This window comes from Pseudomonas sp. MPC6, from assembly GCF_006094435.1.
In the GTDB taxonomy this organism is placed as follows: domain Bacteria; phylum Pseudomonadota; class Gammaproteobacteria; order Pseudomonadales; family Pseudomonadaceae; genus Aquipseudomonas.
In genome coordinates this window covers 634,179-658,847 of sequence record NZ_CP034783.1, presented here as the reverse complement: position 1 = coordinate 658,847, position 24,669 = coordinate 634,179, and the positions used below count along the sequence as shown (strand labels likewise).

At 61.2% G+C, this 24,669-nt stretch carries 22 protein-coding genes; 7 read left to right on the top strand and 15 right to left on the bottom strand.

Features of this window, described 5'->3' with window-relative positions:
* Positions 1-39: 39 nt before the first annotated feature.
* Positions 40-582, bottom strand: a complete 543-nt coding sequence (gene orn / locus ELQ88_RS04965; protein ID WP_128872842.1) for an oligoribonuclease — start codon at positions 580-582, stop codon at positions 40-42.
* A 107-nt stretch (positions 583-689) separates the two neighbouring features.
* Between orn and rsgA the strand changes: the two genes are divergently transcribed.
* Entirely contained in the window at positions 690-1,721 is a 1,032-nt protein-coding gene (rsgA, locus tag ELQ88_RS04960; RefSeq protein ID WP_128872843.1) for a small ribosomal subunit biogenesis GTPase RsgA, read from the top strand.
* A 92-nt stretch (positions 1,722-1,813) separates the two neighbouring features.
* Here rsgA and motB read toward each other — a convergent pair whose 3' ends face one another.
* Both motB and motA read right to left on the bottom strand, forming a co-directional pair.
* The gene (motB, locus tag ELQ88_RS04955) at positions 1,814-2,842 is read right to left on the bottom strand and encodes a flagellar motor protein MotB (RefSeq protein WP_138963967.1); all 1,029 of its coding nucleotides are present in this window, start codon (positions 2,840-2,842) and stop codon (positions 1,814-1,816) included.
* Positions 2,843-2,845: 3 nt separating this feature from the next.
* On the bottom strand, positions 2,846-3,697 hold the full coding sequence (gene motA / locus ELQ88_RS04950) for a flagellar motor stator protein MotA (RefSeq protein ID WP_128872845.1): 852 nt from the start codon (positions 3,695-3,697) through the stop codon (positions 2,846-2,848).
* A 180-nt stretch (positions 3,698-3,877) separates the two neighbouring features.
* On the opposite strand from motA, the gene ELQ88_RS04945 reads away from it, so the two are divergent.
* From ELQ88_RS04945 to asd, 3 genes are read left to right on the top strand one after another with little or no spacing between them, the layout of a single operon-like run.
* Positions 3,878-5,416 (top strand): HDOD domain-containing protein, encoded by a 1,539-nt coding sequence (locus ELQ88_RS04945; protein ID WP_138963965.1) that lies wholly within the window; start codon positions 3,878-3,880, stop codon positions 5,414-5,416.
* Positions 5,417-5,459: 43 nt separating this feature from the next.
* Entirely contained in the window at positions 5,460-6,275 is an 816-nt protein-coding gene (gene rhdA, locus ELQ88_RS04940; protein WP_128872847.1) for a thiosulfate sulfurtransferase, read from the top strand.
* Positions 6,276-6,293: 18 nt separating this feature from the next.
* Positions 6,294-7,154 carry an archaetidylserine decarboxylase gene (asd, locus tag ELQ88_RS04935; protein ID WP_064675599.1) on the top strand — a complete coding sequence of 287 codons (861 nt, stop codon included), beginning with the start codon at positions 6,294-6,296 and terminating at the stop codon, positions 7,152-7,154.
* A gap of 55 nt (positions 7,155-7,209) precedes the next feature.
* Here asd and ELQ88_RS04930 read toward each other — a convergent pair whose 3' ends face one another.
* Positions 7,210-7,611, bottom strand: a complete 402-nt coding sequence (locus tag ELQ88_RS04930; protein WP_128872848.1) for a lectin OAA — start codon at positions 7,609-7,611, stop codon at positions 7,210-7,212.
* Between the two features lie 232 nt (positions 7,612-7,843).
* On the opposite strand from ELQ88_RS04930, the gene ELQ88_RS04925 reads away from it, so the two are divergent.
* A complete protein-coding gene (locus ELQ88_RS04925) occupies positions 7,844-9,619 on the top strand; it encodes a molecular chaperone (RefSeq protein ID WP_138963963.1) in 1,776 nt (591 codons plus the stop codon).
* 140 nt (positions 9,620-9,759) lie between these two features.
* On the opposite strand, the gene serB is transcribed toward ELQ88_RS04925, so the two are convergent.
* Positions 9,760-10,974 (bottom strand): phosphoserine phosphatase SerB, encoded by a 1,215-nt coding sequence (gene serB, locus ELQ88_RS04920; protein WP_128872850.1) that lies wholly within the window; start codon positions 10,972-10,974, stop codon positions 9,760-9,762.
* A 134-nt stretch (positions 10,975-11,108) separates the two neighbouring features.
* Here serB and ELQ88_RS04915 point away from each other — a divergent pair, with 134 nt between their 5' ends.
* Positions 11,109-12,638, top strand: a complete 1,530-nt coding sequence (locus tag ELQ88_RS04915; protein ID WP_138963961.1) for an AhpA/YtjB family protein — start codon at positions 11,109-11,111, stop codon at positions 12,636-12,638.
* Positions 12,639-12,889: 251 nt separating this feature from the next.
* Here the strand turns inward: ELQ88_RS04915 and ELQ88_RS04910 are convergent, their stop codons facing one another.
* From ELQ88_RS04910 to ELQ88_RS04870, 9 genes are all read right to left on the bottom strand, one after another.
* Complete coding sequence (locus ELQ88_RS04910) at positions 12,890-13,603, bottom strand: ABC-type transport auxiliary lipoprotein family protein (RefSeq protein ID WP_128872852.1); 714 nt, start codon at positions 13,601-13,603, stop codon at positions 12,890-12,892.
* Positions 13,604-13,779: 176 nt separating this feature from the next.
* A complete protein-coding gene (parC, locus tag ELQ88_RS04905) occupies positions 13,780-16,047 on the bottom strand; it encodes a DNA topoisomerase IV subunit A (protein WP_128872853.1) in 2,268 nt (755 codons plus the stop codon).
* A gap of 7 nt (positions 16,048-16,054) precedes the next feature.
* Positions 16,055-16,579, bottom strand: a complete 525-nt coding sequence (locus ELQ88_RS04900; protein WP_128872854.1) for a TIGR02281 family clan AA aspartic protease — start codon at positions 16,577-16,579, stop codon at positions 16,055-16,057.
* On the bottom strand, positions 16,576-17,565 hold the full coding sequence (locus tag ELQ88_RS04895) for an esterase-like activity of phytase family protein (protein ID WP_138963959.1): 990 nt from the start codon (positions 17,563-17,565) through the stop codon (positions 16,576-16,578). The genes ELQ88_RS04900 and ELQ88_RS04895 overlap by 4 nt, the downstream gene beginning before the upstream one ends.
* Positions 17,565-19,469 (bottom strand): DNA topoisomerase IV subunit B, encoded by a 1,905-nt coding sequence (gene parE / locus ELQ88_RS04890; RefSeq protein ID WP_128872856.1) that lies wholly within the window; start codon positions 19,467-19,469, stop codon positions 17,565-17,567. Before parE ends, ELQ88_RS04895 begins: the two co-directional genes overlap by 1 nt.
* 54 nt (positions 19,470-19,523) lie before the next feature.
* Positions 19,524-20,132 (bottom strand): YqiA/YcfP family alpha/beta fold hydrolase, encoded by a 609-nt coding sequence (locus ELQ88_RS04885; RefSeq protein WP_128872857.1) that lies wholly within the window; start codon positions 20,130-20,132, stop codon positions 19,524-19,526.
* Between the two features lie 208 nt (positions 20,133-20,340).
* Positions 20,341-21,156, bottom strand: coding sequence for a 3',5'-cyclic-AMP phosphodiesterase (gene cpdA, locus ELQ88_RS04880; protein WP_138963957.1), 816 nt, complete (start codon positions 21,154-21,156; stop codon positions 20,341-20,343).
* Positions 21,157-21,253: 97 nt separating this feature from the next.
* Positions 21,254-21,706 carry a DUF1249 domain-containing protein gene (locus ELQ88_RS04875; protein WP_064675587.1) on the bottom strand — a complete coding sequence of 151 codons (453 nt, stop codon included), beginning with the start codon at positions 21,704-21,706 and terminating at the stop codon, positions 21,254-21,256.
* Positions 21,697-22,314 (bottom strand): NUDIX domain-containing protein, encoded by a 618-nt coding sequence (locus tag ELQ88_RS04870; RefSeq protein ID WP_128872859.1) that lies wholly within the window; start codon positions 22,312-22,314, stop codon positions 21,697-21,699. Before ELQ88_RS04870 ends, ELQ88_RS04875 begins: the two co-directional genes overlap by 10 nt.
* A gap of 206 nt (positions 22,315-22,520) precedes the next feature.
* Here ELQ88_RS04870 and ELQ88_RS04865 point away from each other — a divergent pair, with 206 nt between their 5' ends.
* Positions 22,521-23,267 carry an RsiV family protein gene (locus ELQ88_RS04865; protein WP_128872860.1) on the top strand — a complete coding sequence of 249 codons (747 nt, stop codon included), beginning with the start codon at positions 22,521-22,523 and terminating at the stop codon, positions 23,265-23,267.
* On the opposite strand, the gene cytX is transcribed toward ELQ88_RS04865, so the two are convergent.
* Positions 23,236-24,528, bottom strand: coding sequence for a putative hydroxymethylpyrimidine transporter CytX (cytX, locus tag ELQ88_RS04860; protein ID WP_138963955.1), 1,293 nt, complete (start codon positions 24,526-24,528; stop codon positions 23,236-23,238). The two genes, ELQ88_RS04865 and cytX, sit on opposite strands and share 32 nt — an antisense overlap.
* Between the last annotated feature and the right edge of the window lie 141 nt (positions 24,529-24,669).

Here is a 24,669-nt window from a genome sequence, read left to right as displayed (position 1 = left end):
TGGCTTGCCAGCGAAGGGGCCCTTAAGGACACCTCTGAATCAGAACTTGATGAAGTTCTTGCGGTAATGCTGCAACTCGGCGATGGATTCACGGATGTCGTCCAGGGCCAGGTGGGTGCTGCCTTTCTGGAAGCTATCGCGCACGTCCGGCGCCCAGCGTGCGGCCAGCTCTTTAAGCGTGGACACGTCAAGGTTGCGGTAGTGGAAATAGCTTTCCAGGGACTTCATGTGGGTATAAAGGAAGCGACGATCCTGGCAAATGCTGTTGCCGCAGATCGGTGACTTGCCCTTCGGCACCCATTTCTCCAGGAAGGCGATGGTCTCGGCTTCGGCTTCGGCCATGCTGATGCGGCTGTCGCGAACCCGTTGGGTCAGGCCCGAGCCGCCGTGTTGACGGGTGTTCCACTCGTCCATGCCGGCAAGGATTTCATCGCTGTGATGAATGGCGATCACCGGCCCTTCGGCCAGGGTGTTCAGATCACTGTCGGTGACGATGGTGGCCATCTCGATGATGACGTCGGTATCGGGGTTCAGACCGGTCATTTCCAGGTCGATCCAGATCAGATTCTGCGGGTTTTGCATGTGTCGACTCCTAGGCAATGCTGCGCAGTTTAGCCTAGGGACGTGGCTGGGCGTGCTAAACTCGCGGCCGTTTTACCTAATCGCTGCATTCTTGATACGGAACACCCATGGCCAAACGCCAACTCAATCGTCGTCAAAACTGGCGCATCGAAAAGATTCAGGGCGAACGCGCTGCCCGCGCCGCCAAACGCGAGTCCTCGGCTGTCGAGGCACTCGAGGGTGGCGACCTGGGTCCGGAACAGACGGGCCTGGTGATCGCGCACTTCGGTGTGCAGGTCGAAGTCGAAGCGCTCGATGGCGAGTTGGCCGGCCAGGTGTTCCGCTGCCACTTGCGCGCCAACCTCCCGGCGCTGGTGACCGGCGATCAGGTGGTCTGGCGTGCCGGCAACCAGGGGATCGGCGTGATCGTGGCGCAACTGCCGCGTAAAACCGAACTCTGCCGTCCGGACAGCCGTGGCCAGCTCAAGCCGGTGGCGGCCAACGTCGACATGATCGTCATTGTCTTCGCGCCACTGCCCGAGCCCCACGCCAACCTGATCGACCGTTATCTGGTCGCGGCAGAGCACGCGGGGATTCGCCCGCTGCTGCTGCTCAACAAATTCGACCTGATCGACGAACAGAATGCCCCGGCGCTGAATGCCTTGCTGGCGGTCTACCGCACGCTGGGCTACCCGGTGCTGGAAGTGTCGGCGCACCACGGCAATGGCATGGAGCAACTGCAGGAGCAACTGGACGGGCGCATCAGCGTGTTCGTCGGCCAGTCCGGCGTCGGCAAGTCATCGCTGGTCAACAGCCTGCTGCCGGAAGTCGAAACCCGCGTCGGCCCGCTGTCCGAGCTGTCCGGCCAGGGCACCCACACCACCACCACCGCGCGCTTGTTCCACTTTCCCGGTGGCGGTGAGTTGATCGACTCCCCGGGTATCCGCGAATTCGGCCTGGGTCACGTCAGCCGGGCCGACGTCGAAGCGGGCTTCATCGAGTTCAACGACTTGATCGGCACCTGCCGTTTCCGCGACTGCAAGCACGACCGCGAACCGGGTTGCGCCTTGCTCAAGGCCCTGGAAGAAGGCCGCGTGCAGCAGCAACGGATGAACAGCTATCGCTCGATCATCGCCAGCTTGCCCGAAAGCAGCTACTAAGTAGCCGGATCATGTTCGTGGCGCCACGGACATGATCCGCAGCAGGCAGCAGAAACAAAAAAAGCCGACATCGCTGTCGGCTTTTTTGTGGGTCACCGCTTGGGCGGTTCACCCGGTTTCGGCGCCGGGTCATCGAACAGATTCAAGCGCTCGCGAAGCTCATGCGCCGGCAATGGCTCTTTATCGGCCGGCAACGCATTCGGGTCGACGGGGTTGGTCAGCACTTCACCCGGGGCGCCCTGCCCTTGGAGCTGCTCCGGCGTTGACTCGGCACCTTGCGCGCCTTCGATGGCACGCTGGGCTTTCCTGGTCAGCACCACGATGTCGATACGACGATTGACCGGATTGAACGGGTTGTCCCGATCAAACAGGGCCGAGGAGGCATAGCCGACGACTCGCGCCACTTGCGATTCCGGGTAGCTGCCGGCTACCAGCGCACGGCGGGCCGCGTTGGCCCGGTTGGCTGACAGCTCCCAGTTACCGAAATCACCGGTACCCGAATAGGGTGTGGCATCGGTGTGGCCGCTGATGCTGATCTTGTTCGGCACGGCTTTGATGGTGTCGGCCATGGCCAGCAAAATATCTTCGAAGTACGGTTTCAGGCGAGCACTGCCCGAGTCAAACATCGGCCGGTTTTCCGCGTCCATGACCTGGATGCGCAAACCGTTGGCAATGATCTCGAACTGGATCTGGTCCTTGAATTTGTGCAACTGAGGATTTTCATTGACCTTGCTCTGCAACTCTTGCAGCAGCAGCTCCAACCGCTCCTTCTCGACCTGCTCGGCCATGCCTTCGGCCTGTTCGGTACCGATGGTCACTTTGTCCGGCTGCGGCTGGGATTTGATCTCGGGATTGAGCGTGATATCCGGTGCCAGGGTCGGCGAACCACCCAGGTCGATGATGTAGGGCGTACCGCTTTCGGTAAAGCCGATCGGGTCCTTGAAGTAACCGGCGATGGCGATCTTCTGCTCAGGCGTTGCGTTGGACAGCAGCCACAGCACCAGGAAAAACGCCATCATCGCCGTCGCGAAGTCGGCGAAGGCGATTTTCCAGGCGCCGCCATGATGCCCGGCGGCGTAGCGCTTGACGCGCTTGATGATGATCGGCTGGTTATTCTCCATGACTCAGCGACCGCGAACCGCTTGTTCCAGCTCGGCGAAGCTGGGACGGTGCGCCGGGTACAGCACCTTGCGGCCGAACTCCACCGCCAGCGATGGCGGCATGCCGGAAGCGGAAGCGACCAGCGAGGCCTTGATGGCCTCGTAGACGTTCAGTTCTTCCTTCGCATCGTGGGCCAAAGAGTGGGCCAGCGGGCCGAAGAAACCGTAGGCGGCAAGAATACCGAAGAAGGTACCGACCAGCGCCGCGCCGACGTGCAAGCCAATGGATTGCTGATCGCCATCACCCAGGGACGCCATGGTCACCACGATACCCAATACCGCCGCGACGATACCGAAGCCGGGCATGGCGTCGGCGATGCCGTTCACGGCGTGGGAGGGGTGATCCAGGTCTTCCTTGAGGCTGTACAGCTCCATGTCGAACAGGCCCTCAAGCTCATGGGGCGCCATGTTGCCGGACGACATGATGCGCAGGTAATCACAAATGTACGCCGTCATGCGTTCATCTTTCAGAACCGCCGGGTACTTGGCGAAGATCGGGCTCGCGGCGGCATCTTCAATGTCGCCTTCGATGGCCATCATGCCTTCGCGGCGGCTCTTGTTGAGGATCTCGTAGATCAGCCCCAGCACCTCAAGGTAGAAGATGTGGGTGAAACGCGAGCTGAACATGCTCAAGGACTTCTTGAACACGCGCATCGTCATGTAACCGGGGTTGGCCTGCAGGAATGCACCCAGGGCCGCTCCCCCGATAATCATCACCTCGAAGGGCTGAATCAGGGCGGCAATTTTACCGTGGGAAAGCACGTAGCCGCCGAGCACGCTCGCGAATACGACGATGATGCCGATTATTTTAGCCATAGGGTGGGGAGCACTTACTGAGTCGGGTTCAAGGTCATATTCGGAAGTTGAAAAATCTCTTCTTCTCCTTATCGGCAAAACTGCGCCAGACTATAGCCCGTTCAGCTGAAAAGCCAATGTGGCCCGCTCCGGGCATACGCTTGGGGCATAGATAAATGCAGACGATGATCGCGTCCAGACATGGCTAACCAAACGAACGCTCCAACGCCGCCGCCGAGCACACTCGATGGTTGGGTCAAGTTGCTCGATGGCGTGCGCCTGCCCGTTCCGCAAGCCAGTCACGATCGGGTGTGCAAGGCCATCCGCGACAGGCGAAGTTCGCTGCGCGATATCGCCGAATTGATGCAGGACAGCCCTGCCCTGGCCTTGAGCGTGATTCGCGAAGCCAACCGGCATGCCCAGGGCCGCCTGTCCACGCCCGCTGAAAACCTGGAGGTGGCGCTCAATCGCCTCGGATTGAAGCGCACCGAAGAACTCCTCGGGCGGTTGCCCGCCGAGCCGCTGTCGCAGATCCCCGTCGCCCTGCGCCAACTGCAGTTGATCAGCCAGCACGCGACCCAACAGGCCAACGGTTTTTTCGCCAGTCGCCTGGCGCGGCTGTGGCAAGACATCCATTGGGGCAGCCTGCTGTTTCTCTCGCCGTTGTGGCCGATGGCGTTGACCCATCCGCAGTTGCTTGAAGAGTGGGAACAACGGGTCATCCATAATGGCGAATCGGCGCGCGACGTCGAGAAGCAGCTGTTCGGCGTACGCCTGCTGCAAATAGGTCAGGCCCTGGCGGACCTCTGGCACCTGCCATTCTGGGTGCAGCAAGGTTACCGACTGCTGCTCAACGAGCAACGGGAACTGGTCAAGGTCCTGCGCATCGCTCGCGACAGTCATCACCCGTTGCGCCAGCAGAACCGCCTCGATGACGATCCGACCCTGCGCCGCTGGCTCAATCAACCGGCCAACACCGTGTTGCTGGCCAACGGCCTGGCGCTGTCGGTGCAACAGACCTGGGACAGCGCGCACGCTGAGCGCTGGAACTACCTGACCAGCCTTTACCTGCAAATGCCGATGGACGAAGTGCAGCAGCAGTTGCACCGACAGGCCGTCACCAGCGCCCGTCATCACGCCATGCCAGACCTGTGGCACCCGGCCGTTTCGCTGATCTGGCCATGGGGGATGAAGAACATTCACGCGGATGGGCTGCCGACCCCGGCGCCGACCGCCGAAGACCTGGTGAAATGGCGCAGGCAATGCGCCGAATTGCTGATGCAGCCCAGTCGCTTCGCCAATGCCATGCACTTGACCACCTCTGCTTGCGACGCCCTGGTCGCGTGCGGCATGCGACGGGTGATGCTGCTGATGGCCGACCGCACTCACGCCCATTTGCGGGTGCACCAGGCCTTCGGCCTGCCAAAGGCGGCCGCCAGCCTGAGTTTCCCTGTCAGCCAAAGCGCCGTGCTGCAACGCCTGCTCTCGCAACAGGCGCAGCTGCGCCTGAGCCCGGACAACCATGCGCGACTCTCGGCCCTTCTGCCCGCCGACCTGCGCGCGCAATTCCCGGGTGAACACCTGTTACTGCGTTCACTGGTCAGCAACGGCCGGGTGATCATGGTTGTGGTGGCGGATCAGGGCGGCGGGCCGTTCTCGGAGATCACCGTGCAAGCCTTCGGCAAAACCGCGCAGTGCATCGAAAAAGCCCTGCACAGCTTTAGCCACCGCGGCCACTGAAGGCTGCGCTACAATCCAACCCTTTGTGCTCTGGAGACCTCACATGTCTGACTTCTCTGGCTTGACCCTGGTGATCGAGCCGAGCGAGCTGCTCGCCCGTCTCGAAGCCCGCGAACTTATCCTGGTGGACCTGACCAGCAGCGCCCGTTATGCCGAAGGGCATATACCCGGTGCCCGCTTTGTCGATCCCAAGCGTACGCAACTGGGCCAGGCGCCTGCGCCGGGCCTGCTGCCGACTCAGGGAGCGCTTGAAGCATTGTTCGGCGAACTGGGACACAACCCCGACGCGGTCTACGTCGTCTATGACGACGAAGGCGGCGGTTGGGCCGGACGCTTTATCTGGCTGCTGGACGTTATCGGCCATCGCAACTACCACTATGTCGACGGCGGGCTGCAGGCCTGGCTGGCGGAAGGTTTGCCCATGTCGATCCAGATCCCGGCGGCGGTAGGCGGCCCGGCCCCCCTGACCTTGCACGACGAACCCATCGCTACCCGCGAGTACCTGCAAAGCCGTCTCGGCGCGGCCGACCTGGCGATCTGGGACGCCCGCGGACCGCTGGAGTACTCCGGCGAGAAAGTCCTGGCGGCCAAGGCAGGACACATTCCCGGCGCGGTCAATTTCGAATGGACCGCGGGCATGGATCCGGCGCGCCACCTGCGCATTCGCACGGACATGCCGCAGATCCTGGAGCAACTCGGGATCAGCAAAGACAAAGAAGTGATCACCCACTGCCAGACCCACCATCGCTCTGGCTTCACCTATCTGGTGGCCAAAGCCCTCGGTTATCCGCGGGTCAAAGGCTACGCCGGCTCATGGGGCGAATGGGGCAACCATCCCGATACCCCGGTAGAGAAATAAGGTTTCTAAGGACCGTCAATGAATAAGCGTTTGTTTATCCTCAGCCAATACCTGCTGCCCCACCATTTGCTGTCGCGACTGGCCGGCTGCATTGCCGAATGCCGCGTGCGCTGGTTCAAGAACGCCTTCACGGCGTGGTTCGCCAAGCGCTATCAGGTGGACATGTCCCAGGCGCTGGTCGAAGACCTCACCGCGTACGAACACTTCAATGCGTTTTTCACGCGCGCCTTGAAAGAGGGTGCGCGTCCGCTGGACCAGACGCCGGGTGCAATCCTCAGCCCCGCCGACGGCGCCGTCAGCCAACTCGGCCCGATCGAACACGGCCGCGTGTTCCAGGCCAAGGGCCACAGCTTCAGCGTCCTGGAGTTGCTCGGTGGTGACGCGGCCAATGCCGCGCCATTCATGGGCGGCGATTTCGCCACTATTTATCTGTCGCCGAAGGACTATCACCGCGTGCACATGCCATTGGCTGGCACGCTACGCGAGATGGTCTACATTCCAGGGCGGATTTTCTCTGTCAACCAGACCACCGCCGAAAACGTGCCGGAACTGTTCGCCCGCAACGAGCGTGTAGCGTGCATTTTCGACACTGAGCGCGGGCCAATGGCCGTGGTGCTGGTGGGCGCCATGATCGTGGCATCGATCGAAACGGTCTGGGCCGGGTTGGTCACGCCACCGAAGCGCGAGCTGAAAACCTTCCGCTACGACGAAGCAGCCCGTGCGCCGATCCACCTGGAAAAAGGTGCGGAACTGGGTCGCTTCAAACTGGGTTCGACAGCCGTGGTGCTATTCGGGCCGGACCAGGTCAAATGGGCTGAAGAACTGGCGGCCGGTTCGCCGGTGCAGATGGGCCAGGGCATGGGCCTGCCAACAGCCTGATGCATGATCCGGCCTCGCGAACGTCTTCGCGAGGCCGGATATTTCGGTGGTGCCGTTACTCTATCTGGCCACGAAAGCCGATCGGTCCTTCATTGGCGTAGGTATTGGTGCCACTGAGGTTTTTCCCTCCGTCATTGGAGGTCACGCTCAACGCGACAACGTTCTGATTATCCCGGCCACCGATGACCCATTTGCCACCCGGGTGCCACGGGGCATCGTTGCCGCCCCATTGATTTTCAACGTTGTACTGGTTCTGGCCCGTGCGTTGAGCCTTGAAGCCAATGGGACCTTCGCCGGCATAAGTCATGGTGCCGGTGAAGCTCTTGCCGCCATCGCCCGATTTGATTTCGATGGCGACAACCTTCTGGTTGTCCCGCGCGCCCAGTACCCAGTCTCCGCCTGGATGCCAGGGTGCCGAACTACCGCCCCATTGATTTGCCACTACGTATTTAGACATGAACCTCATCTCCTTGAAGTTACGAAGAGACCTGCCCTGCGTATGCAGCAGGCCGTACGACTGTGCGTATCCAGTCGCACGACTGTCAGATTAGTAGCACGCCCGAACGTCACCAGACTGACAGACAAACGGTAATCCCCTGCCTGCCGACATTCCCGGGCTCGAGGGTACTTCTGCATGTTACAGTCCTGCCATTCACTGCCCATTTTCCCTGTTGGAGTTTGTTCACGGCATGGATGAAACCCTTCCCCACCTCTTGCTACGCGCGCCTGTTCCCAAGCAATTGCGCCTGACGTTCTGTGAAGCCACCCCGCGCGACCTCAAGCGCTGGATTGCCAATCTGCCTAAAGCCAGCATCGGCGAAACCGCGCGCCAGCTCTATCAAGGCTTGAGCGAACTCAATCAGCTCCTGACGCCCAGCGATAACCGCCTGCAAATGCTCGAGCTGCTAAGGCCCGAGGTGTATTACGTCTGCAAGCACCTGGAGCGGCATTTCCTGCATCAGTCGATCGTCCTCGACGAACGATCGCGCAAGATCGCCAACCTCTGCCAGGCGCTGCAAAATCACTTGGCGATTGGCTATAAACAGATTGTCGTGCGCGTCACTCCGCGATTCAGCAAGGACCGTGCGCCGGTGCTGACCCTGGCGTTGCAACGTGCGATCCATTGCCTGAACGGGCCGTTGATCCGCGCCACCGAGCTTTATTGTCCGGTACCGGAAGGGCTGTGGCTGGAGTTGCATCAGCTGTACCGGATCGCCTGCCGGCACCAGCTGCAGCACCTGAGCCTGCGCGACGAGCTGGCCAGCCAGACGCAAACGCTGAGCATCGAACAGACCTACGTCGTCGCGTTGCTGCTGGGAGCCTCCCGTTGCAACCAACTGCGGCAGAACCAGATTGCCCGGGTCGCCGAGGTGCTGGAGCCCTGGAGTAAATGGATTACGCTGCAACCCGGTAAACGGTCCGATGGACTGTTTGCCATCGCATCGGACAGCGACACCGGGCCTCGTTACAGCGCCCGGTTTCGCCCGGAGCAGCAGGAAAGCGTTCTCGCGATCGACCCGCTACCGCTGGTCGCAGCCATCGAAGCTCATTTGCAAAAAACCGCCAGCTCGACACCCCTGCCGGTCCCGGCAGGGCTGAGCCTCGATACGCTGCAACACCTGCATGCAGCCTGGGGCCAGACGGCCGAGCGCGGATTCCAGCGCACCGTCGGCCAAGGCACCTTGACCCTGTGCATCGGCATGAGCGCGCTGCATTTCTATCTGGGTGGGCAACGTTCGTTCAGCGACATCCTGAAACACTCGGGCTCTCGACAGGCGCAATTCTCGGCAATATCGCCAGATCGAGTAAAAGACCTGTGGAGCCCTGTCGAGCACCAGGGCAACGTGGGCGATCTGTTGCCCTACGAAGAAATCGAGTATCCGCAACTGCGCAATGACGATAGCCATGAGGCATCCGACCGCAATCAACACTTTGCGACTTATGTCCTGCCGGTGATCAATCACAGCCCTGGCGGTTATTGCCTGGCCTGGCCTGGTCCAGTACCCGCCGAGCTACAGGCGGGCGAAATGATGGGCCTCGAGGATTCTGCAGGACAAGGCTGGAGCATCGCAGTGGTGCGCTGGATCCGGCAAGTACGTGGCGGCGGTACGCACATGGGGATCGAGCAGGTCGCGCCTTACGCCGAACCTTGCGGGCTGCAACTGCTGCGTGACCATGACGGGCACAGCCAATACCTGCGCGGTCTGTTATTGCCGGCCATCAGTGCGATAGACCTGCCGCCGACGTTGCTCGCTCCGCGCCTGCCCTTTCAGGAAGGCCAACAGGTGGTAATCAATACCCACGGCGAAGAACGCCGGGTCGCGCTGGATCGGCGACTGGCGAGCACCCACAGTTTCAATCAGTTTGCCTATCGCTTGCTGGAGACAGCCGCAAGCGTCGATGCCGGGGGGAGTGGTGTGGTCCGCATCGAGCAGGAGTTCGATTCGTTGTGGAAGACGCTTTGAGGGTGAATCCTTAACACCGCGGTGCGCCCTTCGCGAGCAAGCCCGCTCCCACAGTGATCTCTGTGTGTGACGGATAGTGTGCACACCGAAGAACCTGTGGGAGCTTGCCCGCGATGAGGCCCGATCAGGCAGCCGAAATATCAGAGCTGCCCGTCACGATCCCGGAAGCCCAGCAGATACAGCACGCCATCCAGCCCAAGGGTGGAAATCGCCTGCTTCGCCGACTGCTTGACCAGCGGCTTGGCGCGGAACGCCACGCCCAGCCCGGCAATCGCCAGCATCGGCAAATCATTGGCGCCATCGCCGACGGCGATGGTCTGCTCCAGACGCAAACCTTCCTTGTGCGCCAGTTCCTTCAGCAGATCCGCCTTGCGCTGTGCATCGACGATAGGTTCCACCGCCACGCCGGTGACCTTGCCATCGACCACTTCCAGCTCGTTGGCGAACACGTAGTCGATGCCCAGCTTGGCTTGCAACTGCTTGGCAAAGTAAGTGAAGCCACCCGACAGGATCGCCGTCTTGTAGCCCAGGCGCTTGAGTTCGGCGAAGAGTGTTTCCGCGCCTTCGGTCAGGCGCAAAGAGGCGCCGATCGAGTCCAGTACGCTGACGTCCAGGCCCTGCAGCAAGGCCAGGCGCTCTTTGAAGCTGGCGCGGAAATCCAGCTCGCCGGCCATCGCCCGCTCGGTGATGGCGGAGACCTGGTCACCGACACCGGCGGCCTTGGCCAGTTCGTCGATGACTTCGGCTTCGATCAGCGTCGAGTCCATATCGAACACCGCCAGGCGCCGGTTGCGGCGGAACAGCGAATCTTCCTGGAAGGCGATGTCGACGTTCAGTTCCTGGGCGACGCTCAAGAATTCCGCCCGCAACGCTTGCGGATCAGCCGCTTCACCCCGTACGGAAAACTCGATGCAGCCTTTGCCTTGATCGGCCGGGGTATCCAGCGGCATACGCCCGGACAGTCGGTCGATGTGGTCGATGTTCAGGCCGTACTTGGCAGTGATCGAACTGACTCGCTGCAGTTGCTCGGCCGTCACTTTGCGGGTCAATAGCGTCACAATGTGGCGTTTCTTGCCCTGATTGCCCACCCATTGCTGGTAATCCTCTTCGGACACCGGCGTGAAACGCACCTGTTGATCGAGCTTGTAAGCCGTGAACAGGATGTCCTTGAGCACCGACTTGCCTTGTTCGGTGTCAGGAATTTCAACCAGGATGCCGAACGACAGGGTGTCGTGGATCACCGCCTGACCGATGTCGAGAATGTTCACACCACCCTGGGCCAGAACGCCGGTAATGGCCGCAGTCAGACCCGGACGGTCGACTCCCGTGATGTTTATCAGGACGATTTCGCGCAAGGCGCACCCCCGCAGGTGGAAAAAAACCGCATTCTACCCACATTCAGTGACCATCGGGCACCGTCAGCGCTTTGCCGGTCTAGGGCCTGTCGCTATACTGCGCGTCAACTTCACGGACAAAGAGCCGAGCTCAAGTGAACCGGCCCACGCCAGTAAAAACCGATAACTTCTTTCTGCTGATCTTCCGTGCACTGCGCCACCGCCGTGTACCGATTGCATTGCGCATCGCCAGCCATAACGTGATCCTGGTCGCTCTGGCCCTGGTGATCTACGCCTGCGTGATGGGTTTGCAGTTCAAGCAGGCCATGCATGAGCAGGCGGATGCGCTGGGCGAAAGCCTGACCACCCAGACCGCCACGTCGGCCACGGAGCTGTTGGTGTCCAACGACATCCTCAGCCTTAACGTGTTGCTCAACAACCTGACCAAAAACAAGCTGGTGGCCCACGCCGCCATCTACAGCGTGGATAACCGCATCCTCGCCGAAGCCGGTCAGCGCCCCAAGCACAGCCTGCTGGGCGAAGCCGAGGGCATGTACCAGAGCAAGATCACGTTTCAGGACGTGACCGCCGGGCAACTGCGCATCAGTCTGGACATGGATCAATTCCAGCAGCCGATGACCATCAGCCTGCAAAGCATGGGCATTCTCAGTGCCATTCTGCTGGCCTTGTCGCTGGCTCTGAGTCTGCGCCTGGGACGCAACCTTTCCACGCCGCTGATGCAATTGCGCGTGTGGCTGCGCAATATCGACGAATACACGCCAGGCACCGAGCGTCAGGACGAGATCGGCGACCTGGCTCGCCAGTTGCACGCGGACTTCGCGCCGGAACCGGTTGAGCCGGAACCTGAACCGGAGCCTGAGTTCGACGATGCCGACGACGAAGAAGCCGATCCGGCCTTTGAAGTACGCAACCTGCGCGACCCCAGCTTTGACGAAAGTCGCCCGGTAGCCGCCTTGAAGCCTGCGCCGCGGCGCATTGTCAGCACCGTCGAGGATGACGATGACGATGACGACGACCCGTTTGCCGATCTGCGTGATGTTGCTGCGGACAGTGCGCCGAAAGCGCTGGTAAAACCAAAGCCATCGAATGTGCCGCAACACAGCGCCGTGCTCGCCGTGCAACTGGGCGCACAGGAGCAACTGCGCCGCCTGCCCCGGACGCGCCTGGAAGAACTGCTCAAACGCTATCGCGATTGCCTCGATCAAGCCGCGTCGCTCTACCAGAGTGAACTGCATACCCTGAACGACGGCAGCACGCTGATGCTGTTCCACAGCGAAGACAGCGGTGACGATTACCTGACCAATGCCATTTGCTGCGGTGAGTTGCTGCGGGCTCTGGGCCATCAGTTGCAGATCGAAGTCGCGGACAGCGGCATCACCCTGCAATTGCAGCTGGGCCTGACCCTGGGCGACGAATTGTTCGGCATGAGCCAGATCGATCTGCTGCTGACCGAATCGGCCCAGGACGCCTTGGCCCTGTCGCAACACAGCCGCAACCTGCTGCTGGTGGAGCGCAAGATCAGTGACGACGCGCTGATCCGTCAGCGTGCCCGGATCCGGCCGATTGCCAGCCCGGAAGGCGCGTGCTGCGTAGAGCGGCTGATGGAGCCTTATCCGTCGATGCTCGAGCGACAATTGGCGCGGATGCATGAGCGTCGGGCGTAAATCTTAGCCCTGATGTGAAGAAGCCCGCGGACGAGAGATCGTCTGCGGGCTTTTTTTTTGTGGCCTGTGCCGGCCTCTTCGCTGGCAAGCCAGCTCCTACAGGTGCCGTGTCGTTCACGCGATGTGGGTACGACATGATACCTGTAGGAGCTGGCTTGCCAGCGAACAGGCCATCAGCACCACCGAAGATCTCACCCCGCAGAAACAACAAAGCCCGCACATCGCGGGCTTTGCCTTGGATCATTCCAACCCTAGAACCTGAACACTTCCATATCCGTGCGGATCGGCGAAGCCATCGGGATCTTCGGCCGTTTGTCCTGCTCCGCCGCAGGTGCCGCAGCCTTGGCTGCAGGCTTGCGTGGCGCTTCGGCAATCGGCGGCTGGTTGGCCAGCGGCTTGAGCGCCACCGACAATTGCTCCGCCAGACGCTGCAGCAACATACCCTGAGCTTGAACCTGCGACGCCGTACCGCCGGCATGCTGTTCCTGCAGATGAATGATGCGGTTATCGCGAACCTGGCCACGACGGTCGATCAGCCGCCATTGCGCATCGAGGATCGCCGGTTGCGACTCGCCCGAGTCCAGGCGGGTGATAGTCAGCAGAACCTGGACATCCGGCGTGAAACCCACCGTCGCTGGCGCCAGCACCACGCGCTGGCTGTCCAGATGCCCTGCTACCTGACGCAGCAACAGTTGATCGATATCGGACGAAAGGCTACCCGCCCATCGGCCATCAGTGGCAGCCTGAAGGCTCCCATCGAGCTGACGCTGCAACAAGGTTTCGCGCTGCAGATAATCGGCAACGGTCACCGGACCCAGCAATACGGCCATGCCCGCGCTTTGCGCAGGCTGAGCCGGACTTCCGCTGTCCAGCTGATACAGCGACACCGGTTGGTGAACGCTGCAACCCGCCAGGCCAAGGACCCCGGCGAGCATCAAAATAAACGGAAGGCGCAGAGCAGTCATCGTCCCATCCAAGTGGTTGCCACAAGGCTAACCACAGTGAAAAAACTCAAAAAATATGAAGAACGCTCGACCACGCCGGCGCTTGAAAGGCCATATCATCCGTGAATATGCGTTCCGACTCCAGCGCCAATGCGTCGATCTACGCGTTAAATCGTAGATCGAGCGCTCTAGGACGCCTAATTGAGGTTTTCGACGAGCAGCGCATCCACCCTTTGAAAGCCACGTGGCAATTTGTTACCACGACGCCCACGCTCACCTTTGTAGTGTTCGAGGTCGTCCGCTTTCAGCGACAAGGTACGTTTTCCGGCTTGCAGCACCAAGGTCGCGCCTTCCGGTAGAACGGCGATGTCCGTGACATATTCTTCGCGACTGGCAACACGCTCACCGGAAATCCCGATGATCTTATTGCCTTTACCTTTACTTAATTGTGGCAGATCGCTGATCTTGAAGATCAGCAGGCGACCTTCGGTGGTCACCGAGGCCAGCCAGTTCTGTTCACGATCGGCCACCGGTCGCGGCAGGATCACCTTGGCGTTGTTCGGCAGGCTCAACAAGGCCTTGCCCGCCTTGTTCTTGGCTTGCAGGTCTTCCCCCTTGACCACGAACCCGTAACCGGCGTCGGAGGCGATCACGTACAGCGAATCGTCTTCCGGCATCAGCACGCATTCGAAACTCGCCCCCGGCGGCGGCGTCAGACGACCGGTCAACGGTTCGCCCTGGCCACGGGCCGATGGCAAGGTGTGCGCGGCCACCGAATAACTGCGGCCAGTGGAGTCGATAAACACCGCAAACTGGTTGGAACGTCCGGGTGCCAAGGCCTTGAAACCATCCCCGGCCTTGTAGGAAAGCCCGGTGGCATCGATTTCATGGCCCTTGGCAGAGCGCACCCAGCCTTTTTCCGACAGCACAACGGTCACTTTCTCGTTCGGCAACAGATCGTGTTCGGTCAAGGCCTTGGCCTCGGCGCGCTCGACGATTGGCGAACGACGGTCGTCGCCGTAGGTTTCGGCGTCCTTGATCAGCTCGGTGCGTACCAGCTTTTTCAGCTTGGCTTCGCTGCCCAGCAGGGCTTGCAGCTTGGCCTGTTCCTTGAGCAGTTCATCCTGCTCGGCACGCAGCTTCATTTCTTCCAGTCGCGCCAACTGACGCAAGCGCGTATCGAGAATGTAGTCGGCCTGGATTTCACTCAGGGCGAAACGCTCGATCAGTGCCGCTTTCGGGTGCTCCTCGGTCCGGATGATGTGGATCACTTCATCCAGGTTGAGGTAGGCGATCAACAAACCGTCCAACAGGTGCAGGCGACGCTCGACCTTGTCCAGACGGAATTGCAGGCGGCGACGCACGGTCTGAACCCGGAATTGCAACCACTCGACCAGCAACGCACGCAGGTTTTTCAGCTGCGGCTTGCCATCCAGGCCGATGATGTTGATGTTGACCCGGTAGCTCGACTCCAGCTCGGTGCTGGCGAACAGGTGTTGCATCAGGGCATCGTGGTCAAAGTTTTTGCGGGCGCCGGGGATGATCACGATCCGGCACGGGTTTTCGTGGTCGGATTCGTCGCGCAGGTCAGCAATCTGCGGCGCCTTGGACGGCTTGGCCTGCATCATGCCCGCGATCTGCTCCAGCACCTTGGCACCGGAGACCTGATGCGGCAGCGCGGTAACGATGATGTCGCCGTCTTCGATGTGGTACACGGCACGCATGCGGACCGAGCCCTTGCCGGTTTCGTACATTTTCAGCAAATCGGCGCGGGGCGTGATGATTTCCGCTTCGGTCGGGTAATCCGGGCCCTGGATATGTTCGCAGAGCTGTTCGACCGTGGCCTTGGGCTCATCGAGCAAACGCACGCAGGCGGTGGCGACTTCGCGCAGGTTGTGCGGCGGTACGTCGGTCGCCATGCCCACGGCGATGCCGGTGGTGCCATTGAGCAGGATATTGGGCAACCGCGCCGGCAACACCAGGGGCTCGTCGAGGGTACCGTCGAAGTTCGGGCCCCAGTCCGCCGTGCCCTGGCCCAGCTCACTGAGCAGCACTTCGGAATAACGCGACAGCCGCGCTTCGGTGTAACGCATGGCGGCGAAGGATTTGGGATCATCCGGCGCACCCCAGTTACCCTGGCCGTCGACCAGTGTGTAGCGGTAGCTGAACGGCTGGGCCATCAGGACCATGGCTTCGTAGCAGGCCGAGTCGCCGTGCGGGTGGAATTTACCGAGCACGTCACCGACGGTACGCGCCGATTTCTTGTGCTTGGAATCGGCGTCCAGCCCCAACTCGCTCATCGCGTAGATGATGCGCCGCTGTACCGGTTTCAGGCCGTCGCCGATATGCGGCAAGGCACGGTCCATGATCACGTACATGGAGTAGTTGAGGTAGGCATTTTCGGTGAAGTCAGCCAGTGACCGGCGTTCTACACCGTCCAGGCTGAGATCAAGGGAGTCGCTCATGCGGGCCTCATTGGTTCGTTGTCTGGCGCAGCAGCATGGTGCCACCGCGCTGGGTAAATTCAAGTTTGTTCAGCGCGCTCATCCCGAGCAGCACTTGATTGCCGTCCAGGCCTGGCACGACGAGGGCGCGCACATCACGCAGCACAATGTCGCCCAGTTGCAGGCGCTCGATACGGGTCCGGTAGCCCTCGGCACGACCGCTGGCCGTGCTCAAGGTCACCGGGAAGCCCTTCTCCAGTTTCAGCCGTTCGGCCATACCGCCGGGAATTGCCACGTCGGTTGCCCCGGTATCCAGCATGAAATCCACCAGCTGACCGTTGATCTGGCCGCTGGCAACAAAATGTCCCTGATTGTTGCTGGCAAGTTTTACTTCGACAAAACCTTCGCCCTGTTCCGAGCTGACAACGGCGTTGGGATTCTGCTGGCGCTGCTCCCACTGCCCGAAAAACCGCGTGGCCAGAAACAGCGCTGCGCACCACGCCAACACCATCAATACCCGGCCGATGCGCTTGCCCGGCGGTTGCCGACTCATGACTTGGCACTCCAGCCACCCTCAGGCGCGGCAAAGCGCATGACGATCGGGCGGACCTCGCCATCGGCGCGTATACCGTTGTTGTTGTCGATGCCAATCCAGGCACCGTCGGCGTCCACGATCAATGCTTCTTCCAGGCCATAGGCTTGTGGGTAACGCCGATTTTCCTGCAACGCCTCGGCGGCATACGACCAGCAGCGCTCGACCTTGGCCGTCTGCGCGTCGCGGCGGCAGATCTCGAAAACATTGCGCTCAAGGGTAAACAGCTTGCCGTCGAACCATGACAGGTCGGCAAAGTCTCGCGGCATCGCCCTGGCACCGGGGAATTGCGCGGGCTGCATTTCCTTCCCGGCCTCGCTCAGTAGCACACAGCCGCCATCGCAGTCCCAGACGGTTTGCTGGCGTTTGATCAACAGCAACCCGCGGCTTTCGCGCTCGGCAGCCAACCACAATTGGTCACCTTCGGGACTGATCGCCAGGCCTTCGAACAGCGCATTGAATTTCAGCAACAGGCCGCTGGCCCGTGCTTCGCGAACCAGGATCGGCGAGATCTTCAGCCAGGAGGCGGGACCCGTGGGCGGCACTTGCAGCACCGCCGCATGAGACTCGCTGACAATGTAGCGATTACCGGCGCTGTCGCAGGTAATGCCTTCGAAATCCAGATCCCCGCCACGGGCGAATGAGGCGGCCCACGTCCGCGAGCGCAGCCCCCAGGGCAATCCGCTATCCGGCACCGCAGGCACATCGATGTGTACGGCTTCGGCTTGCCAGACAGGGTCACGGGTATCGAGCCGGTAAATCTGATCGTCATCCCGGTCGGATACGCTCCACAGATCCTTGCCGCACCAGGCCAGCCCGGACAGATTGCCGCCGCGCATGCCATCGACGGCATGTGCCGATACCAGGCGCAATTCTGGCGCCGACTGCGCAGCCACCGTCATCGAGGTCAGCAGCAACGCACACACCAAGGCAAAGCCTCGGCGCATCAGCCCAGAACCTCGGCCAGGTTGCCTTTGGACTCCAGCCAGGATTTACGGTCGCCGGCGCGTTTCTTCGCCAGCAGCATGTCCATCATTTCCGAGGTCGCTGCGAAATCGTCCAGCGTCAGCTGCACCAGGCGCCGGGTGTTCGGGTCCATGGTGGTTTCGCGCAGCTGTGGCGGGTTCATTTCACCCAGGCCCTTGAATCGGGTGACCTGGGGCTTGCCGCGTTTCTTCTCGGCCACCAGGCGATCGAGAATGCCATCGCGCTCGGCTTCGTCCAGGGCGTAGTAGATCTCTTTGCCCAGGTCGATGCGGTACAGCGGCGGCATTGCGACGTAGACGTGACCGGCATCCACCAGCGGGCGGAAATGCTGGACGAACAACGCGCACAGCAAGGTGGCAATGTGCAGGCCGTCGGAGTCGGCGTCGGCGAGGATGCAGATTTTGCCGTAACGCAATTGGGCGATATCCGCCGAGCCTGGATCGACACCGATGGCCACGGCGATGTTGTGCACTTCCTGGCTGGCCAGCACTTCGCTGCCGTCGACTTCCCAGGTGTTCAGGATCTTGCCGCGCAACGGCAGGATCGCCTGGAACTCTTTGTCCCGCGCTTGCTTGGCCGAACCGCCGGCGGAATCACCTTCCACCAGAAACAGCTCGGAACGCATCGGGTCCTGCCCGGCGCAGTCGGCGAGCTTGCCCGGCAGCGCCGGACCCTGGGTAATGCGCTTGCGCTCGACCTTCTTGCTGGCCTTCAGGCGACGGCCGGCGTTGTTGATCGCCAGTTCTGCCAGGAGCATGCCAGTCTCAGGGTGGGCATTGAGCCACAGGCTGAAGGCGTCCTTGACTACGCCGGAAACGAACGCCGCCGCTTCACGGGACGACAGGCGCTCCTTGGTCTGGCCGGAAAATTGTGGCTCCTGCATTTTCATCGACAGGACGAAGGCGATGCGCTCCCAGACATCTTCCGGCGCCAGCTTCACGCCCCGCGGCAGCAGGCTGCGAAATTCACAGAACTCGCGCATGGCGTCGAGCAAGCCCTGACGCAGCCCGTTGACGTGAGTCCCGCCCTGCGCCGTCGGGATCAGGTTGACGTAGCTTTCCTGGACGCTGTCGCCGCCTTCCGGCAACCACAGCAACGCCCAGTCGACCGCTTCTTTGTTACCGGCCAGGCTGCCGCAAAACGGCTCGTCGGGCAGGCGCTCGAATGCGCTGACCGCGTCCACCAGGTAGGAGCGCAGGCCGTCCTCGTAATGCCATTCGACTTTCTCGCCGGTGGCCTTGTCTTCAAAACTGACCAGCAGCCCCGGGCACAGAACGGCCTTGGCCTTGAGCACGTGCTTGAGGCGGCTGATGGAGAATTTCGGCGAATCGAAGTACTTCGGGTCCGGCGCGAAGAACACGCTGGTGCCGGTGTTGCGTTTGCCGACGGTGCCAATGACTTCCAGTTCGGTTTTTTTGTAACCGTCGGCAAACGTCATCTGGTATTCGTTGCCGTCACGCTTTACACGCACCCGGACTTCAGTCGACAAGGCGTTGACCACGGAAATACCCACCCCGTGCAAACCGCCGGAGAACTGGTAGTTCTTGTTGGAAAATTTACCGCCGGCATGGAGCTTGGTGAGGATCAGCTCAACGCCAGACACGCCCTCTTCAGCGTGAATGTCGACCGGCATGCCACGGCCGTCGTCACTGACTTCCACAGAGTGATCGGCATGCAGGATGACCTGCACCGAAGTCGCATGCCCGGCCAAGGCTTCGTCGACGCTGTTGTCGATGACTTCCTGGGCGAGGTGGTTCGGCCGACTGGTGTCGGTGTACATCCCGGGGCGTTTGCGCACCGGGTCGAGGCCCGAGAGGACTTCGATGGCGTCTGCGTTATAGGAGCTAGCGCTGGGAGTGGCCATGGGGTCTCGTCGTCCTTCAGTGAAAAAAGTGCTCAGTAAAAAGGGGGCAAGGCGTCACAGTGCAGTGAAATCAATCGCCTGATACAAATCTGCGCCGATGCCGGCAAAACTCAGCATCGCCGGAAGTTGCGCGGCAAATCCCTGGAAACCATGGTCGCCGCCGGCCTGGATGCGCAAGGCACAGGCCCGGTAATACTGCTGGGCGAGGCGATAGTCCAGCGTTTCGTCGCCGGTCTGCAACCACACCTGAAACCGCTGCGGATCCCGGGGCGCCGGCACTTCCAGCTCGGCCAGGGCCGTCACGTGGTCGTGGGTCAATTCCCAGGCCTCATCGGTATACAGGTTTTTCTGCGCCCCCAGATACCCGTCGAACATCCGATGCGGACTGACGGCAGGGTTGATCAACAGGGCCTTCAAGCCATGGCGCTCGGCCAGGTGAGTCGCATAGTAGCCGCCGAGTGAGCTGCCGACCAGCAATGGCCGCCCGAGCTCCTCGATTGCCTGCTCCAGCTGACCGATGGCTTCACGGGGGTGGTGATGCAAGTACGGAACGCGCAACTGATCGCTCAAACCCAGTTGGTCCATCACCTGGATCAACCGAGTGGCCTTGTTCGACGCCGGCGCGCTGTTGAAACCGTGGATATAAAGGATCGAACCGGACATTTGAGCTCCCTGTGCGTCGGTAAAGAGGCGCAGTTTACAGGGTGTCGGGGGGGTTGGGTGCCATCACCTTCGCAAAGAACGCGATCCCCCTGCAGGAGCTGGCTTGCCAGCGAAGGGGCCGTCACATTCAGCATTGATGTTGTCAGTCATTCCGCCTTCGCTGGCAAGCCAGCTCCTACAGGGAATGGGGGCACTCGCAGGAAAAGTGTTAGTAGCCGTTGGAGCCGTAGTCGACCTGGAACTCGAAGCCTGTCACGCGCTCCACACCGGTTACGAGCTCGCCATCCGGCATAAGCCGCAACCACCGATACCCCGGCGCCTGATCCCCCACCTTGAAATCATCGCTCCCCGGTTCGAACTGAATGCAGGTCGACGGCGAGGCAATCAACCGCACGTCATTACGCTCCCGGTCGATCTCTTGATGAACATGCCCCCACAAAACAGCACGCACCTGCGGGAATCGATCCAGAACCGAAAACAGCGCCTCTGGATTACGCAACCCGATCGGCTCCATCCACGCACAGCCAATCGACACCGGATGATGGTGGAAGCACACCAGATGATGCCGCTCCGGCGCCTCGCTCAGCGAGCGGGCCAGCAACTGCAACTGTTCGACTTCCAGATACCCCGGCACCGAGCCCGGCACTGCCGAATCCAGCAGCGTGACTCGCCAGTTACCGATATCCACCACAGGCTCGAGCAATGCACTCTGCACGGCGGCCTCAGCCATGATCCGGGGTTCGTCGTGATTGCCGGGAATCCAGCGTGCCGGCGCATCGAGCTGGCGGGTCAGGTCGCGAAACTGCTGATAGGACTCCAGCGTCCCGTCCTGGGAGATATCGCCACTGGCAATGATCAGATCGATCCGTGGCTGTTGCAACCGTACCAGCTCAATGACGTGTTGCAGGCTGTCACGCGTGTTCATGCCTAGCAACGTGCCAGCCGCCTCGGCAAACAGATGACTGTCGGAGAGTTGCACCAGCAACGCCGGATCGGCGGTGGTCAATGTGGGTACGCGTGGCAAGGCGTTCTCCCGGGGCGAGATCACGGGGATGGATGAGTGCCGCAATTATGCTGGGGGACGACCAAAAGAGGAAACTGTAAACCTGACGCAGTTCACATCAGCGCACAACCGCATACTCGTGTCCGCAGGCCAGGCAATGGCTCAGCCACTCGCCCAGGAACATATTCAGCTGGGCCTTTTCGTCAGGCTGGTGCATGGCGGCGTTCGGGTAAGGATAGATGCCGCGAAAACGTCGTGCATGTTCGGCGCTGACCACTTCGGCCATGCACGCGTCGTGATAGACCTGAACTTCCAGTTGTGGCACCGGCAGCCAGGGCAGGCTGTGTTCCTGGCGCACTTGCAGGGTCGTGGTATACGGACAGACCTGCAGCACTTCCAGGGCCAGTACGCCGAGCATCTGGTCACCGTGGGTCACGGCAATGCGCCGCGCCGCGGGCTCGTTGCGCATGTCCGGCAACAGTCGCATGAGGCGCGCGTAGTTGGCCTCGCAGGACGCTTGCAGCCCCACCAGGTCCACCCGATAGCGATCGCGCAGCTTGTTTACGACCATAACCCCCTCACTTCAGCGCGGTTCAAAGCTAACCATTGCAAGGCAATGATGCTGGCCGCGTTGGCAATTTGCCCGTCGCGTACGGCCTGCAGGGCATCTTCGAACGCCCAGACCGTGACGCGGATATCTTCTGCTTCTTCCTCCAGCCCATGCAGGCCGCCGATACCGGTGCTGTCGCAACGCCCCAGGTACAAATGCACGAATTCATTGCTGCCGCCCGGCGATGGAAAATATTTGGTCATCGGCCAAAGCGCCCCGAATACAAGCCCAGCTTCCTCCTGCGCTTCGCGGTGAGCAACTTCTTCCGGTTCTTCATCCTTATCGATCAGACCAGCGACCAGTTCGACCAGCCACGGGTTGTCGATCTTGCCCATGGCGCCGACGCGAAACTGCTCGATCAACACCACTTCGTCGCGCAGCGGATCGTAAGGCAACACGCACACCGCGTCATGGCGCACAAACACTTCCCGGCTGATCTCGCGGCTCATGCCGCCAGCGAACAATTCGTGACGCAAGTGCATGCGGTGGAGCTTGTAAAAGCCCTCGAAGCACTTTTCGCGCCGAACGATCTCAACGGCGGTCGGAATGGCGTTGGCAAAATCAGTCATGACAATCCTCGTTTCTACACCGAGGCTCCAGCCTCGACTTCGCGCCATCCTAACGCGCCTGCGACCTTTGATGCAGCCCCTTTCCAGCGAGCGGGATAGACGGTGAGGGCGAAACCAACTCTAATTAGCTTAGTGGCGAACTGATTCCTGCGCCGAGAGTCGAAGCGGGTAACTTTTTGCCTTTCCCTGTTTTATGAAGGACGCCCATGTCGCTTTTTAAAATCGCCTCCGTGGCTGCAATCGCCCTGACCCTGGGCGCCTGCCAGAGTCTGTTCCAGCCCAGCTACCGGGCACCGTTGGAAACCACCCGCGATGCCTCCGAACAGCTGAAACCGGGCTGCACCAACCAGGACTGCCCGTTGGTGAACATCGACACCCTGCGCTTCCCTGCCGAACCGGCACTGGATGGCATCATCGAAAAACGTTTGCTGCAAATGACCCGCACCTCGCCCGACGCCCCGGTGGCGCCGACGCTGGCGGCGTATCGCGAGCAATTTCTGAGCAGTGCAGGCCCGCGTCACAGCAGCTACCTGCAAGCCAAGGTACGTGAGCAGCATGACGGCTTGGTGATCGTCGAGTTTTCCAGCTACCTGGACACCGGCGGCGCCCATGGCACGCCGGGCCGAAGCTTCATCAACTACTCGCGCCAGCAGCACAAGGTGCTGACCCTGTCGGACATGCTGGTGCCAGGGCAGGAAGAAGCGTTCTGGAAAGCCGCGCAAGTGGCGCACAACAGCTGGCTGATCAGCACCAAGCTCGATCAGGAACCGGAGTTCGTGAAGAGCTGGCCCTTCGTCAAAACCCAGAACGTGGCACTGACGTATGGCGGGGTGATCCTCAAGTACGAAGTGAGCACCATTGCGCCTTACGCACTGGGCCACGTCGAATTGAAGATCCCCTACCCTCGCCTGAACGGCATTCTCAAGCCCGAGCTGTTTCCCGGCCGTAGCTGAAAGCCCGGCCCAGTACCAGCTGCAGCAGCCCTGCCAGGACCAGCGCCGGCAGGGTTGCGCCGACATCCGGGTACAGGTTGGCCAGCAAGTGATAGGTGCTCACCCCGCCCAACCAGGCGAGCAGCGCCGGCCAGCGCAATGCGCTTGCCGTCACTTGAGCAGAACGTTTGCGCAAGATGAAGTGATCCACCAGCACCACGCCGAACAGCGGCGCGAACACCGAGCCGATCAACAGCAGGAAGTTCTGGTACTGGGCCAACGGCGCCAGGCAGGCGATCAACGTGCAGATCACGCCAATGGCCAGCGCCAGATGCTCGACCTTCAGGCGCAACAGAATCCCGCTCGACACTGCGGCCGAGTGAATATCGGCAAAGGCGTTCTCCGACTCGTCCAGCAGAATCAGCAGCAGCGGAATCCCCAGGCCGGCACCGGCCAGCGCCAATAGCAAGGCATTGACTTCACCGCTCGGCGCGAACGCCAGGGTGTAGGCCACACCCAGGCTCATCAGCCAGAAGTTACCGATAAAGAAGCCTATCGCGGTACCGCCGAACACATTTTTCGCGCGCTTGCCGAAACGCGAGTAGTCGGCAATCAGCGGCAGCCACGAGAGCGGCATGGCGATGGCAATGTCGAAGCCCACGGCGAACGGCATCGAACCGTCACCGGCCTGTGCCCACAGCGCCGCCAGATCGGCCTTGGCGAACAGGTTCCAGGTCAGCCAGATGCACGCGGCCAGCAGTAGCCAGATGCCCCACTTGCGCAGGATCTGCCGCACGAACGTCAGCGGACCGCTGACGGCCAGCAAGGTCGCCAGCCCACCAAAAAACAAGGTCCACAGTAGCGGACTGGACAGCAGGCTACCTTCACTGAAGGCGCGCGCACCCAGCAGGCTGGCGGCGTCGCGCATCACGATGATTTCAAACGAGCCCCAACCGATCAGTTGCAGCAGGTTCAGCACCGCCGGCAGGCTCGCGCCATGTTTGCCGAGGCTGAGCTTCAGCGCGGCCATCGACGACAGGCCGGTGTCACTGCCGATCACGCCGACGGCGGCCAGCAGCAGAACGCCGACCAGCGTACCGAGGAAAATCGCCAGCAGCGAGCCGGACAGGCCCAGGCCTGGCGCGAGCAGGGCACCGGTCTGCAGCACCATCAGGCCGATGCCGAGGGAAAACCACAGGGAAAACAGATCGCGACCGCCGAAGACACGTTTGTCGGTGGGCACCGCGATGTCGGGGGAATAAGTGCTGGGTTGAATGCTCAAGGGTGTTATCTCAGAGGGATAAGTGTGTCATTGAGATATTCGGCGCCTGGCCTGGCGCCTTCGCGAGCAAGCCCGCTCCCACATTGGATCTCCTGTGACCACAAATATTGTGTACCACCAGGATCAAATGTGGGAGCGGCG